12 protein-coding genes, 1 tRNA gene and 1 pseudogene are annotated in these 14,459 nt (G+C 58.4%); 4 read left to right on the forward strand and 10 right to left on the reverse strand.

Annotation, left to right across the window (positions count from 1 at the left end; genetic code table 11):
• Nucleotides 1-12: 12 nt before the first annotated feature.
• Nucleotides 13-603, reverse strand: a complete 591-nt coding sequence (locus BM074_RS09450; RefSeq protein ID WP_027231365.1) for a YqaA family protein — start codon at nt 601-603, stop codon at nt 13-15.
• Between the two features lie 245 nt (nt 604-848).
• Here BM074_RS09450 and BM074_RS09455 point away from each other — a divergent pair.
• Nucleotides 849-933 (forward strand) — tRNA-Leu (locus BM074_RS09455).
• Here the strand turns inward: BM074_RS09455 and BM074_RS09460 are convergent.
• Together BM074_RS09460 and BM074_RS09465 are read right to left on the reverse strand one after the other, a co-directional pair.
• Complete coding sequence (locus BM074_RS09460; RefSeq protein ID WP_091921596.1) at nt 888-1,325, reverse strand: YkvA family protein; 438 nt, start codon at nt 1,323-1,325, stop codon at nt 888-890. The two genes, BM074_RS09455 and BM074_RS09460, sit on opposite strands and share 46 nt — an antisense overlap.
• An 11-nt stretch (nt 1,326-1,336) precedes the next feature.
• Nucleotides 1,337-1,762 (reverse strand): MerR family transcriptional regulator, encoded by a 426-nt coding sequence (locus BM074_RS09465; protein WP_081815718.1) that lies wholly within the window; start codon nt 1,760-1,762, stop codon nt 1,337-1,339.
• Between the two features lie 67 nt (nt 1,763-1,829).
• Between BM074_RS09465 and BM074_RS09470 the strand changes: the two genes are divergently transcribed.
• On the forward strand, nt 1,830-4,061 hold the full coding sequence (locus BM074_RS09470) for a heavy metal translocating P-type ATPase (protein WP_091921291.1): 2,232 nt from the start codon (nt 1,830-1,832) through the stop codon (nt 4,059-4,061).
• Nucleotides 4,062-4,297: 236 nt separating this feature from the next.
• Here the strand turns inward: BM074_RS09470 and BM074_RS22990 are convergent, their stop codons facing one another.
• From BM074_RS22990 to BM074_RS09485, 4 genes and pseudogenes are all read right to left on the reverse strand, one after another.
• Complete coding sequence (locus BM074_RS22990; RefSeq protein ID WP_162737243.1) at nt 4,298-4,456, reverse strand: hypothetical protein; 159 nt, start codon at nt 4,454-4,456, stop codon at nt 4,298-4,300.
• A 29-nt stretch (nt 4,457-4,485) separates the two neighbouring features.
• Nucleotides 4,486-4,951, reverse strand: a pseudogene (locus BM074_RS09475) (transporter); the annotation flags it as partial.
• Between the two features lie 99 nt (nt 4,952-5,050).
• Nucleotides 5,051-5,863 (reverse strand): hypothetical protein, encoded by an 813-nt coding sequence (locus BM074_RS09480; protein WP_091921295.1) that lies wholly within the window; start codon nt 5,861-5,863, stop codon nt 5,051-5,053.
• 84 nt (nt 5,864-5,947) lie between these two features.
• Nucleotides 5,948-6,904: a GlxA family transcriptional regulator gene (locus BM074_RS09485; protein WP_091921297.1), complete on the reverse strand. Its 957-nt coding sequence runs from the start codon at nt 6,902-6,904 to the stop codon at nt 5,948-5,950.
• A gap of 74 nt (nt 6,905-6,978) precedes the next feature.
• On the opposite strand from BM074_RS09485, the gene BM074_RS09490 reads away from it, so the two are divergent.
• Nucleotides 6,979-7,656 carry a DJ-1/PfpI family protein gene (locus BM074_RS09490; RefSeq protein WP_091921298.1) on the forward strand — a complete coding sequence of 226 codons (678 nt, stop codon included), beginning with the start codon at nt 6,979-6,981 and terminating at the stop codon, nt 7,654-7,656.
• A 3-nt stretch (nt 7,657-7,659) separates the two neighbouring features.
• Here BM074_RS09490 and BM074_RS09495 read toward each other — a convergent pair whose 3' ends face one another.
• From BM074_RS09495 to secA, 3 genes are all read right to left on the reverse strand, one after another.
• On the reverse strand, nt 7,660-8,946 hold the full coding sequence (locus BM074_RS09495) for a type IV secretion system effector crotonyl transferase BspF (protein WP_027229676.1): 1,287 nt from the start codon (nt 8,944-8,946) through the stop codon (nt 7,660-7,662).
• Complete coding sequence (locus tag BM074_RS09500; protein ID WP_091921300.1) at nt 8,946-10,367, reverse strand: lipopolysaccharide biosynthesis protein; 1,422 nt, start codon at nt 10,365-10,367, stop codon at nt 8,946-8,948. Before BM074_RS09500 ends, BM074_RS09495 begins: the two co-directional genes overlap by 1 nt.
• 149 nt (nt 10,368-10,516) lie before the next feature.
• Nucleotides 10,517-13,243: a preprotein translocase subunit SecA gene (secA, locus tag BM074_RS09505; protein WP_091921302.1), complete on the reverse strand. Its 2,727-nt coding sequence runs from the start codon at nt 13,241-13,243 to the stop codon at nt 10,517-10,519.
• Between the two features lie 338 nt (nt 13,244-13,581).
• Between secA and BM074_RS09510 the strand changes: the two genes are divergently transcribed.
• Nucleotides 13,582-14,433: a peptidylprolyl isomerase gene (locus tag BM074_RS09510; protein WP_228019360.1), complete on the forward strand. Its 852-nt coding sequence runs from the start codon at nt 13,582-13,584 to the stop codon at nt 14,431-14,433.
• The last annotated feature ends 26 nt before the right edge of the window (nt 14,434-14,459 follow it).

Genomic DNA, 14,459 nt, shown 5'->3' on the forward strand with positions numbered 1-14,459 from the left:
AGCGTCCTCGAACTATAGATGATAATAGTGGAATACGGCGTAGAGCAAAATCAGCACCGCAGCGGCTGCACCGGCGATGAGGCCGAGCCGCTTTTCGATGAAATGGCGGATCGGTTCGCCATAGCGGCGCAGGAGCCAGGCGAGGAAGAAGAACCGCGCCCCGCGTGCAAGAATTGCCGATCCGATGAATACCCAGATGTTGATCGCAGCAGCGCCGGAGAGGATCGTCACCACCTTGATCGGGGGCAGATGCGCAAGGCCGGAGGTGATGAGCAGCAGGAGGATCGCATCTGCGCTGGTCGAGCCGCGCAGCGCCTCGAAAGCATCGAGCTTGCCGTACATTTCGAGAATGGGTTTTGCCAGTGTCTCATAGGCGTAATAGCCGAGAAGCCAGCCGGCAATGCCACCGAGCACCGAGGCGACCGTCGCCACGAGCGCATAACGATAGGCGCGCTCCGGCCGTGCCAGCGCCATGGGAAGATAGAGGACGTCGGCGGGAACGAGGAAAACCGAACTCTCCACGAAGGCGATGATGGCGAGCCAGACTTCCGCGGATTTGCGCGCGGCGAGCGACATCGTCCAATCATAGAGTTTGCGAAGCATATGGCGGTTCCTGTCCGGGGAAGTTGTTCGAGAAAGTCGGTGATCCTTAGAGCAAACTTCACCCAAATGGAATCGCTGCAGTCGATTTTTGCCAGCCAGGCTGCTTCGCCTCTACTTGTGGCCCGCGCGACCGGCAACACACGAGTGCGTTATCGCGAGAAATTGGCGGAATGGTGTTGACCGCGGGCCGCTCCAGCATGTATTTGGCTTTGACGGTGCGGTTCGCCGCACCCGACGCTTTTGCGGCCCCCTTGGCGGAATTGGTAGACGCGCCTGACTCAAAATCAGGTTCCGAGAGGAGTGCTGGTTCGATTCCGGCAGGGGGCACCATAAGCACCAAAAATCCTGCATCTCTTTAATCCTGCACTGAAAATCGTCCTCCGGCTACTGTTTGGCGTACTGATTGAGAACCTGCTATGAAATGCAGATGATGGAGCTAGTCCCTCTCGACCAGTTGCGTCGTCATGAAACTCTTCCATCAGTGCTGGCGGGATGAGCGCGACAGCGATTAGTATGCCCGCCGGGACTATCAGTAGATCATTGAGGTATCCGAGTACTGGAATGAAGTCCGGGATCAGATCGATAGGAGAAAGAGCGTACGCGGCCACAGCTCCCGCTACGAACTTTGCGAGCAGAGGTGTTCGAGGGTCTCGTGCTGCAATCCAAAGAGCCACAATGTCCCGCTTGATCCTTCTTGCCCATAGCTTTACGTCGGCAAGCATGAAGCGCCCTTTCAGTGATGGCCATGAATGCATCGGTCATGATTGGCGAGGGTCTCAATCACACGGCATTCTTTGACGCGACCATGGCTGCATTGCTCAAGCATCGTCTCTAACTCGACTTTCAGAGCATTGAGGCTATTGATACGTTGATCGACGTCCTGAAGTCGGGCAATGACTATCTGGTCGGCTGTACCACAGGGCTGATTGGGATCGTCCTGCAGAACCAGCAATGTCTTGATGGCATCGATCTCGAAGCCAAGCTCGCGTGAATGGCGAATGAAAGCCAGTCGCTGTACCTCGTCCTTCCTGTAGTTCCTTCGGTTGCCCTCGGTGCGTTCAGGGGCCGGTAATAAGCCAATCTGCTCGTAGTAGCGTATCGTTGGCACCTTCACTCCACTGCGTCTCGCAGCCTCGCCTATGGAAATTTGTTCCGACATTTGCGCTTGCTCCTCTAGTCGCTAGAGGATGTAGGCTGGTCAGTGGAGAAGTCAATGGAGCTGACAGATGGATACGGCATCAACGCAGACGAGGTTTCGCGTAGAGGGAATGGGTTGCGCTGGTTGCGCGTCAAAGATCGACACGGCTGCGCGTAGGCTCTCTGACATTGAAGACGTCTCGGTGTCGGTCAGTGCTGGGACTATGACAGTGATGCATGGAGCAAAGGCGGACCTGCAGGAGCTTCAAAAGAGCATTGCAAGGCTGGGCTACACGATTGCCCCAATCGGCAGCAGCGATGTTCGTAGAGAGAAGGCATCGCTGGACGACATTTCTCATGACCACGCGGACCACGATCACTCCAAGCATGATCACGCAAAAGAGCAAGCAGATGGCTTATCGGGGCTGCATGGGCATGACCATGGACCTTCGTCAGGGCCTTGGTGGCGAAGCAAGAAGGCCCACCTGACCATCGCAAGCGGACTGGCGCTGGTGGCCGCCTATGGGCTTGGCAAATTGTTTCCTGACATTTCGCAGTGGGCATTTGCCGTCGCAATGCTCGTGGGTCTCCTGCCAATTGCTCGTAGGGCACTGATGGCGGCGCTTGCAGGTACTCCATTCTCCATTGAGATGCTGATGACGGTTGCCGCCGTTGGAGCTGTGATCATTGGAGCCGGGGAAGAAGGAGCCGCAATTGTGTTCCTGTTCCTCGTTGGGGAACTTCTGGAGGGCGTAGCGGCTGGTAGGGCTCGGGCGAGCATTCAGGGGTTGGCCAACCTTGTACCGAAGACAGCTCTGGTTGAACGCGAGGGACAGACCGTGTCCATTGCGGCCGACAAGTTGGCTATCGGTGATGTGGTGCTTGCTCGTCCAGGCGACCGGATACCCGCCGATGGTGACATCACTGAAGGCACCAGCGAGATTGATGAAGCACCCGTAACCGGCGAAAGCACGCCAAAGCGCAAGACCGCTGGCGATAGTGTCTTCGCAGGTACCATCAATACGGATGGTTTGCTGCGTATTCGTGTCACAGCAACCTCAGCTGACAACACGATAGCTCGCGTGGTGCGTCTGGTGGAGGAAGCCCAAGAGAGTAAGGCACCTACGGAACGTTTCATTGATCGGTTCTCGCGCTACTACACGCCAAGCGTTATGGTCGTTGCGACCCTCGTCGCTGTTGTCCCTCCCATGGTGATGGGAGGCTCTTGGGTTGATTGGGTCTACAAGGGCCTCGCAATCCTGCTGATCGGCTGTCCATGTGCCCTAGTCATCTCCACACCAGCTGCAATCGCGGCAGGGCTGTCGGCAGGGGCACGACGCGGTCTTCTGCTGAAGGGAGGGGCCGTCCTTGAGACAATCGGGAAGATCACTGCGGTTGCATTCGACAAGACTGGAACGCTGACCGAGGGCAAGCCGGTCGTCACGGACATCATCTCGTTCGGACATGCTGAACGGCAAATATTGTCCCTCGCGGCCGCCCTCGAAACAGGGTCAAGCCACCCGCTCGCCAACGCCATCCTCGCCAAAGCGACCGCAGAGAATGTACCCATTCCACCTGCAACAGCTGCGACAGCACTCTCCGGAAAAGGCGTCGAAGGCAACGTCGGTGGTCAGAGGGTCTTCTTGGGCTCTGCCCGTGCGGCAACGGACATGGTTCAACTTTCCATGGATCAGCGCCATGCGGTGGAAAGATTGAATGAAGCTGGCAAGACAGTATCCATCCTGATCGTCGCAGGTGAAGTAGCGGGATTTATTGCGATGCGGGATGAGCCCCGTCAGGACGCCGCGCAAGGGCTAGAGATGCTCCGAAATAACGACATCAAGACCGTCATGTTGACCGGTGACAACCGGAGGACCGCAGAGGCAATTGCAGACGAATTGGGCATTGAAGCAAAGGCCGAACTCATGCCTGAAGACAAGCAACGCACTGTGAGCGAAATGAAACGCGAGGGGCTTATTGTTGCCAAAGTTGGCGATGGCATCAACGATGCACCTGCGCTTGCAGCAGCCGATGTTGGAATTGCAATGGGCGGCGGTACCGACGTTGCACTGGAGACAGCAGATGCAGCCATATTGCATGGCCGCGTAATAGATGTGTGGAACATGATCGATCTTTCGAGACAGGTCATGGGGAATATCCACCAGAACATCACCGTCGCGCTGGGTCTGAAGGCAGTGTTCCTCGTCACCACGATTGTCGGCATCACCGGGCTGTGGCCCGCCATCCTTGCCGACACGGGTGCGACCGTCATCGTAACCGCGAATGCCATGAGGTTGTTGGGCTGGCGGGGGGCAAAATAAATTGGAAGCGGGGTACTGATTTCACATAGTACGAGGTACTGTTCAAACGCGCAGACCTACCGGGCGAGCTTCCTTCAAGGTATTAATATTGTTGATGGATTTTCTGTTGGTGGTAGGGTTCGATTTTGCCCAAGATGGACCGGCAGGGGGCACCGATGCACCACCCGAACAATCTGGAAATTGCGTGCGTCACCGGTTCGGGCATGCCCCACCGAGAGCCCCAGCCATGCGGCAGGTCACACCCTGTCGTCTACTCTCGGCGTGCAGTTTGTGAAGACCCGGGCATTGATGTCCGTCGGCCTGTCGCAAAATCTGAGGGGGCTTACATTGGCGCTCGACGTGCAACCCGAAAGGCCGATAAGTGTGAGTGCAAGGAGCATCGTCAAACGGATCATGTCTCAGGTCTCCTGCAATTTATGTGGACTTACTTTGTGAACAGGAACGTAACCACAAAGCGTGCACCCCAACCTTCAGGCCCATCTTTCGGGCTGGCGGCCCAATAGCGGACCCCGCTGCCGATGCTCACCGGTTGGTCGCCGATCTTCACCAGTTTGGAGACATCCAAGTTGATCGGGATGGACGACTCGCTGCTCTGCCAATCATAGTTCGACTTCGAGCCAAGTTCAAATGTCCATGCATCCTTGGTCGTATAGTCGATGAACGGCTGGACAAAGCTCGTGCTGATATCGGTTCGGTTCCTGCCACCGGCAAATGACCAGAGATGGTTGGCAAGCAGGCCGTAAGTCCAGAACTGCGACTGTTTCAGCACGACGACTGTTGGGCCGGCACCCCATTTTTTCACCGCCGAGAAGGTCGTTCGTTGCCGTGGGTAAAAGGAAAATCGGGCCCGCGCCCCGGATAATGCCGTCATCCGTTGGCCGCGACGACGTCATCAAAACATCTCCAGCTCAAATAAGATCTTTCAGATCAAATCTGCTGCATGCAATAAGTGCAACCGTCATCGACGTGGTCTGTATTAGCCAGCCCGTCTATTTTCCCTTTGGAAACAGGAAAGTGACGACAAAGCGTGCCCCCCAGCCATCGGGGCCATTCTCCGGGCTCTCGGCCCAGTAGCGCACGCCGGCCGTGAAGCTTACCGGCTGCTTGTCGAATTTGACCAGTTTGGCGACCGTCAGGTTGATCGGCACCGACCACTGGTCTTCATCCCAATTGTAGGTCGACTCGGTGTTGACGCCGAATGTCCAGGCATCGGGGGTCGTATAGGACAGGAAGGGTTGCAGGAAAGTCGCGTTAACGTCACTGCGGTCGTCATCGCCGGCAAACGACCAGATGTGGTTGGCGAGCGCGCCGAAGGTCCAGGGGCCCTCCTGCTTGAGCACGACCCCCGTCGGACCCGCACCCCATTTCTCGCCGCCGAGGAGATCATCGGTCGCGGTCGGCAAGAGGAAGGCTGGTCCAACGCCCCAGATAACGCCGCCAAGACCCGGCTTCTTTGGTGAAAAGAAGAAGCTCTGCGTGGTGTCGCCAAGGCCGAATTGATGGCCCGAAGGCCCGGCAATGTCGTCCTGCCAGACAACAGGCAGGATGGTGCGCGAAATTACGTTCCAATCCTCGTTGAGGGTGAAAGGAATGACCGGCTGGATGTTGATCGTATACTTGCTGCCGTCTTCAGGCCCATAGCCGCCGTCGTAATTGGCCTGAAACGGCACGCTGATCATCGCGGCCACCGGATTGGAGAGTTTCTTGGCGAGATCGGCGGTCGATTCCTGCGCCTGTGCCCCCAACACTGTTGTTGTCAGAAGGAGCGGGAGGATCAGGCCATGCGCAAATACAGGTTTCATATCACAACCCCCAAACGCAATACGTTACTAGAAATACAAATCAGAGGTTACATTAGGCAAGGCCAATGGATTTGCCAATAAGGTTCAAAAACGTTCGCGATAGGCTTGTGGCGTGATGCCGACATAGCGCAGGAAGCAGCGTCGCATTGTCTCGTCCGAGCCAAAGCCGCAATGTGCGGCCACACGCCCGACGGAGTTGCCCTGTTCCAGCATCCGCCGCGCCGTTTCGAACCTGATTTGTTCGACCCCGCGTGCCGGCGTCAGTCCGGTCTCGCTCAGGTAGTGGCGACAAAAGCTGCGGGCACTCATGTTAGCTTGTTCCGCCAGCCGGATGAGCGAAAGGTCCGAACGCAAATTTTCGAGGATCCAGGCGTGCAGGCGGTCGAAGCGCGTGGCGCTCTCCTGCAGGACAAGTGTCGCGCTGAATTGCGACTGACCGCCCGGGCGTTTGAAAAACACCACCAGTTGGCGGGCAACGGCGAGTGCTGCCTCACGTCCCAGATCGGCCTCGACGAGCGCGAGGGCGAGATCTATCCCGGCCGTTACCCCAGCGGATGTCCAGAAGGCTCCGTCCCTGATGAAAATCGGATCGGGTTCAAGCCTGACATCAGGAAAGCGTTGCGAGAATTCGGCGCAACGCTGCCAATGGGTCACGGCTCGCCGACCGTTGAGGACGCCCGTCGTGGCGAGGAGAAAGGCGCCGCTACAAACCGAGACCGTGCGGCGCGCTTGCGCGGAACTCTGTCCGACCCATTCGACAAGCTCGGGGTCTTCGCAAGCGGCGTTGACGCCCCAGCCGCCGGGGATCACCAATGTGTCGAGGTGGCGGCAATGTTCGGGTAAGGGCTCGGCCGCCAGCACCAACCCTGAGCTTGTGCGTATTTGTGACGACATTCCGACGATGGTCAGCCTGTAGGGCGCCGGGGCGCTGCGGGCGGCGGCGAAGTCGTTTGCGCTCGAAAAAACCTGGAGCGGACCGGATATGTCCAGCACCTGAGCGTCGGCAAAAGCCAATATTTCGATATTGCGCGCGTTTGGCATGAAATGTGGGGCCTTTGGCCAACTTGCCAAAGTCTGATGTCGTAAACTGCCAGAAGTCAATAAGGAGTTTGCCCATGTCTTTTCGCTTTGGATTTCTTGTTTTTCCAAATGTCCAGCAACTCGATCTTACCGGTCCATATGAAATGTTCGCCTCTGCCACGGGTGCGCAGATGCACCTTGTCTGGAAGGATCTCGCCACGGTACGCTCGGCAACTGGCCTCATGCTGACGCCGACACATACGCTCGCCGATTGCCCTCAGCTCGATGTGATCTGCATACCGGGCGGGGCCGGCGTCAACGCATTACTCCTGGATGAAGACGTGCTGCAATTTGTGCGCGAACAAGTTGCTGGCGCGCGTTACGTGACCTCGGTCTGTACGGGGGCACTCGTCCTCGGCGCTGCAGGACTGCTAAAGGGGAAGCGGGCGACAACGCATTGGAATGCAGTCGATTATCTCGCCCGTTTCGGCGCGACCCATGTCGAGGCCCGCATCGTCAAGGACGGAAATCTCATCACCGCCGGCGGAGTAACTGCAGGGATAGATTTCGGGTTGGCGGTCGTCGCAGAACTCATGGGGCAGCAGGAGGCAGAACGCGTCCAGCTTTCGCTCGAATATGATCCGCATCCGCCATTTTCCTCAGGCACCCCCCGGCAGGCTTCGCCGCAGCTCCTGGCCTTGGCGAGAGAGCGCATCGCTCCGTCGATTGCCGCACGCGAGGCGATTGTCGCCGAGTGGGAGAAGCGTAACTAAGAACTACTTCCGCCGGGTGAAATCCCGTATCCGCTCGCGCAGGGCGCGAGCGAGGTTCTGGGTGCGTCGGTAGAGGTGCAGTTGCGACGCCGCCTGGCGGGCGGCGCGGTCGGCTCCGGGCGTCAGTCCGATCACCAGCGTCCCGATCAATTCGCGCTCGCGAAAGAGGCGAGAGGCGACGGGGTGGTCGGGGATGGCGCAAGAGTCGGTCCGGTCGATGTTCGGATCGTCGAGGTGGTTCTTCAGCATCTCGATCATCAGGAGCACCCCTGGCGAATAGGCGCCGAGGCTTTCATCGTATGCGGTTTTCCAGGTCCAGGCTTCGCCGGCTTCGACAAAAACGACGAGAACGGCGATGGTCTTGCCGTCGAGTTCAAGCGCGTGGATGCGCGCCAGATCGCGTCCGGCAAGGTTGTTGACAGCTTCCCGGGCAAAGGCGGCGCGGAAACGATCGACGGCCATCGCCGAGCCGCGCTGGCCCTTCCAGCCGCTCGCTTCAAGGGCCAGAAACTCTTCGAGCTTGAGGCGAATGTCTTCTTCGCTGCGGCTGACAGTGTAGGTCAGCTTGCCCTTTTCGGCGAGGCGGCGCCACAGGCGCCGGTACTCCTTGGCGTGGCGGGTGCCGATGGCTTCGCGCAGATAATCGTCGCCGTCGAGCTTGCTTTCGATGAAGGGCCGCTCGACCTGGTTGACGGTTTCGATCGTAAGGTCGCGGTCCATGGCAACCGAGCGGATCAACTGCGCCACCGGCCGGTTGAGGAGCATGTCGGGCAAGACCAGGATCTGCGGCAGCTTTAAATGCTTGCGGCCGATCATGTCGAAGAAATCATTGAGCACGCCGATTGGGTCATCGCGGTCGATCAATGGCGTTCCCTGCGGGCCAAACGAAGTCGCCCAGCCACGGATGATCGAGGCCGAAAGGGCAAAGCCAGGCCTTTCGATCGTATAGGGCATGACGAAGCGCAGCCGGCTCTTGGCGTCGTTTTCGTCGCGCACGACCATCAGGCGCACCTGCCTGTCGTCAAGGCGAGGCATGGCCGGGGCTAGGAAGCGCGGATTGAAGAAGATATTCGGCTCGACGGTGCGGTAGGTCAGGTAGTCGAGTTCTTCGAGAAGTTCGAAGCCGGCGGACGCCGAATAGACCGAGAGCTTGCGCGGCACGCCTCGATTGCCGAGCGATTCCTCGATCTGCTTTGCCGCATCCCCCGGATTGTCGAAGCCGGAAAGCTGCGCAATGATCTGTGCGGACGGGCCAGCGGCCAATTCTTCGAGAAGGGGTGTGGCTGCCATCAGATTTCTTCCTTGGCGGGCTTGGCTTCAGACCTGCCGGCAAAAACAAACATTGTTATGCCCAGGCGATAATAGACGGTCAGTGACAGGGTCGCCGCTTCAAACACCATTGAGAATGCGGTGGCGCAGGCGGCGCCCGCCAGGCCATAGATCGGGATCAAAAGTATGCTGAGACAGATGTTTACGACAAGCGTCACTGCGTAGACCGTCGCGCAGATGTTCTGTCTGCCGGCCATATTGAGAAGGCTCTCCGCCGGGCCGACCGATGCACGGGCTACGACGCCGATCACCATGATGAAAAGCAACGGATAACCATCGGTGAACTGCGCGCCGAAAAGGTAAAGAAGCGGCTTGCCGGCAACGAGCAGCAGCATCGCCATGACGAGGGACGGCCAGAAAGTCCAGCGCGCCGTATCGCGGGCGAATTGCCCGAGCTCCGCCTGGTTGTGGCTCTGCATCAGCTCGGAATAGCGTTGCGCCGCCCCGGCCTTTACCGAGAAATAGACGAAATGCACGAGCGCCAGAAGTTTCACCGTGGCAAAGTAGGTTGCGACTTTCTCAGGATCGAGGAAGCGGCCTACCATCAGGACATCTGCATTGGTCAGCAGGAAGAAGAAGCCTTCGACGAGGAAAATCGGCAGGGATACCGCAAACCAGTGGCCGAACTCTATGGTTCTTGGGCCAGGTTCCACCACCGTCTTGAACCGGTGCCGGACGACGAGGAACTGGAACAGGCTCGTCGCATAGGTGGCGATGATCGCCGAGATGATGGCGGTCATCGCGGTCGGGGCAAAACCCGTCACATGGCCGATGCTCATGACGATAAGGGTGAGGATGGGGCGGACGATATAGGTCGGGGTGAGGGCGACAAGCGCCCAGGAGCGCGAGCGCGCCGTGCCGTCGAGGGTATCGCCAAGTGCAATCATCGGCAGGCAGATAAAGCCCGCGATGAACGGCGCGACGTAGTAGGATTCGAGCCTGTCTCGGAAGATATAGACGCCGGCCGCGCCGATAAGCGCAACCAGGGTGGTAAGGCCGACGGCAAAAATCTTGCTGGTGAATAGAATGCCGCGCAGATGGTTCAGCTGGCCGCGCTCTAGATATTCCGGGACAAAGCGGATGACGGTGGTCTGGAAGCCGAGGCAGGAAAGGTTTCCAAAGATGACCACCGTCACCCAGACGAGCACGAAGATGCCGTATTCGAACTGGCCCATCCAGCGCGCGAAGATCACCTGCGAAATCAGCGCGATCATGGCGCTGAAAATGCGAACGGAAAAAGCGATGAGCGAGACGCGCTGCGCAACGGCATGCTGGTTCGATCCGTCGAACAGCTGGTCGAGGCGTAAAAGCCACGGATTAAGCTGCTCCGACAGTCGTTTTGGCAATAGAAGGTCTGCAGTTCGTACCGCAGAAATTCGCAAAGGCCGCTCCACTTGTTCAACCCTGGGTATTAGTCCGTAAACGTTTAGAAACGGTTCGGAATGTCAACGCCCCGAAGGTGTGCGCTCACAGGAGAAAAAAGGCCGCGTGATGAGCGCGGCCCTTTTCATAAGTCATTGATCGGGCGACTTCAGACGAAGGCGCCGTGGCAATGCTTGTACTTTTTGCCGGAACCGCAAGGGCAGGCCTCGTTGCGGCCGACCTTGCCCCAGGTCTTCGGATTGTTCGGATCGCGGTCGGCGGGGTCTACCACCCGAAGATCCTCCTGCACCGCGAGGACGCTGCCTTCGCCAAAATCATCTTCGCCGGTGAAGCCGTCGATGTGATGGCCTTCCATGACCGGGAGCGCCGGTTCAGGGGCGGCTGCGGCTTCGCGCACGAGTTCGACACGCATCAGTTGCGAGGTCACGTTCTGGCGAAGGTTGACAAGCATCGTCTGGAAGAGCTCGAAGCCTTCGGTCTTGTACTCGTTGAGCGGATCGCGCTGCGCATAGCCGCGGAAGCCGACGACAGAACGCAAATGGTCGAGATTGACCAGATGCTCGCGCCAAAGCGCATCGAGCGACTGGAGGATTACGGACTTCTCGACATAGGCCATGATCTCGGGGCCGAAACGCTCGGCGCGATCTGCCGCTGCCTTTTCGACCGCCTCTGTCAGGCGCTCGCGAATGTCGTCCGGCGTAATGCCGTCCTCGAGCGCCCATTCGGTGACGGGCAGGTCGAGATTGAGGATGTTGCGGACGTCCTCATCGAGCTGCTTGATGTTCCACTGCTCGGCATAGGCGCCTTCCGGCGTATGACGGGCGAGAAGGTCGTCGATGACGTCCTCGCGCATTTCCCTGGTGGTCTGGCTGAGATCGGTGCCATCCATCAATTCGATGCGCTGTTCGAAGATCACCTTGCGCTGATCGTTCATCACGTCGTCGTATTTTAGAAGGTTCTTGCGGATGTCGAAGTTGCGCGCCTCGACCTTCTTCTGCGCCTTTTCGAGCGCCTTGTTGATCCAGGGATGGACGATGGCCTCGTCCTCCTTGAGGCCGAGCTTTTGCAGCATGCCGTCCATGCGCTCGGAACCGAAAATGCGCATGAGGTCGTCCTGCAGCGACAGGAAGAACTTCGAGCGGCCGGGGTCGCCCTGACGGCCGGATCGGCCGCGCAGCTGGTTGTCGATGCGGCGGCTTTCATGGCGCTCGGTAGCAAGAACGTAGAGACCGCCGGCGGCCAGCGCCTTTTCCTTCAGCCGCGCAATATCGGCGCGGATTGCGGCTTCCTTGGCGCTGCGCTCGTCGCCTGCCGGCATATCGTCCAATTCGGCCTTGATCCGCATGTCGAGATTGCCGCCGAGCTGGATATCAGTACCGCGACCGGCCATGTTCGTGGCGATGGTCAGCGCACCCGGGACGCCCGCCTGCGCGACGATGAATGCTTCCTGCTCATGGTAACGGGCGTTCAGGACCTGGAAGTCCTTGAAGCCTTCCTTGCGCAGGCGTTCGGCAAGCAGTTCGGACTTCTCGATCGACGTCGTTCCGACGAGGACCGGCTGGCCCTTGCCTGTCGCTTCGCGGATGTCACGGATGATAGCCTTGTATTTCTCCTCGACGGTCCGGTAGACCTCGTCGTCCTCATCCTTGCGCTGGACGGGAAGATTGGTCGGAATTTCGGTGACTTCGAGGCCGTAAATATTGGCAAACTCTTCGGCTTCCGTCGAAGCGGTACCGGTCATCCCTGCTAGCTTCTTGTACATGCGGAAGTAGTTCTGGAAGGTGATCGATGCCAGCGTCTGGTTTTCGGGCTGGATCGTCACATGTTCCTTGGCTTCGAGTGCCTGGTGCAGGCCTTCCGAGAAACGGCGGCCCGGCATCATGCGGCCGGTGAACTCGTCAATGATGACGATTTCGTCGCCGCGGACGATGTAGTCCTTGTCTTTCTGGAACAGCTTGTGGGCGCGCAACGCATTGTTGACGTGGTGCACCACCGCAACGTTCTCGATGTCGTAAAGGCCTTCGCCCTTGAGGTGGCCGGCATCGCGCAGCAGATTTTCGAGCTTCTCGGTGCCTTCTTCGGTGAAGATCGCGGTCTTCTGCTTTTCGTCGACTTCGTAGTCTTCCGGCTTCAACGGCAGGATGAACGTGTCGATCAGATTGTAGAAGTCGGAGCGGTCGTCGAGCGGACCGGAAATGATGAGCGGCGTGCGCGCCTCATCGACGAGGATCGAATCCACTTCGTCGACGATCGCGTAGTTGTGGGGCCGCTGCACCATCTGCGCGCGCTCATACTTCATGTTGTCGCGCAGATAATCGAAGCCGAGTTCATTATTCGTGGCGTAGGTGATATCGGAATTATAGGCCGCTGCGCGTTCCTCGTCGTCGAGACCATGAACGATGATGCCGTAGGTCAGGCCGAGGAAATTGTAGACCTGGCCCATCCAGTGCGCGTCACGCGTTGCAAGGTAGTCGTTCACAGTCACGACGTGAACGCCCTTGCCTTCGAGGGCGTTCAGATAGACGGGCAGGGTCGCAACCAGCGTCTTGCCTTCACCCGTACGCATTTCAGCAATGCCGCCATGGTGGAGCACCATGCCGCCGATCAACTGCACGTCGAAGGGGCGCATGCCGAGGACACGCTTGGCCGCCTCGCGTGCAACCGCGAATGCCGGTACCAGCAGGTCGTCGAGCTTGGTGCCTTCGGCGAGCTTCGCGCGGAATTCCGCGGTCTTCGCCTTCAGTTGTTCGTCGGTAAGTGATGACATTTCCGCTTCAAGCGCATTGATTTCCTCAACGCGAGGTTTGAAGCCTCTGACACGGCGCTCGTTCGAGGAGCCGAAAATCTTGCGGGCAAGGCCGCCGAAACTGACCATCCCTGGTCCTCTCTAATCCGTTTTGCCAGGAAACCCGGCATTTAATGGCGCCCGCCGCCCGCATGAAGCATGCCTGTTACAATACGGACACCAAGCCAAATCTATAAGCGTATGGTTGCCAAGCTATCTGGACGCAAAGCCGATGGACAGATAAGAGGGGTCCCGAATTATGTCAATGTTGAAGCAGCAAGCGATTGATCGCTTCGCCATAGCAAAATTCTGCCGCATTCCTAGCACGTACCGGTCCTTCCGAGGAGAAATTGACCATGACGCATATACGTAAAACCCTTTCATTGATGACTGCTGCTTTGCTTTTGACCGGTGTTTCCACTCTGGCCATGGCTCAGGACGCAGGAAAAACAGAAGCTCCGAAGCCCGATGCGACCCAGGCAGAGCCCGCGAAAGTAGATCCGAACAAGGTTCTTGCCACCGTCAACGGTGAGAAAGTTACCGTGAAGGACGTAGACCAGATCGCCGCCGATCTCGATCCGCAGTTTTCGCGCCTGCCGGAAGAGCAGCGGCGTTTGGCCGCTCTTGCCGCGATCATCGACATCAAGTCGCTGGCGGCAAAGGCGGAGTCCGAGAAGCTCGACCAGACACCGGAATTCCAGGCACGCCTTGAATTCCTCAAGGATCGCGCGCTTCACAACGACTATTTCAAGCAGCAGGTCGTCGACAAGATCACCGATGCCGACATCCGCGCTCGCTACGACAAGGAAATAGCTGCCATGCCGCCGCAGAATGAGGTGCGCGCGCGCCACATTCTGGTGAAGACCAAGGAAGAAGCCGAGGCCATCATCAAGGAACTCGATGGCGGCGCATCGTTCGAGGACGTTGCCAAGGCCAAGTCGACCGATGGTTCGGCGGCCCAGGGAGGCGATCTCGGCTATTTCGGACCGGGCCAGATGGTACCGGAATTCGAAAAGGCAGCCAACGAGCTCGAAATCGGCAAGTATACCAAGGTGCCGGTGCAGACCCAGTTCGGCTTCCACGTGATCAAGCTCGAAGACAAGCGCGTGCAGCAGCCGCCGGCATTCGACCAGGTCAAGGAGCAGGTAAAGTCGATCCTTATTCGCGAGCGCTATCTTGATCTCGTCAAGAAGGACCGCGGCGACTTGAAGATCGAATATGGCGATCCTGAAACCGAAAAGGCCATGAAGGCCGCCATGGAAGCGCAGCAGCAACAGTAATTGATAGGGACCCGGCGTTCATGCGC

It is taken from the genome of Phyllobacterium sp. CL33Tsu, assembly GCF_900113985.1.
Classification (GTDB): Bacteria; Pseudomonadota; Alphaproteobacteria; order Rhizobiales; family Rhizobiaceae; genus Phyllobacterium; species Phyllobacterium pellucidum.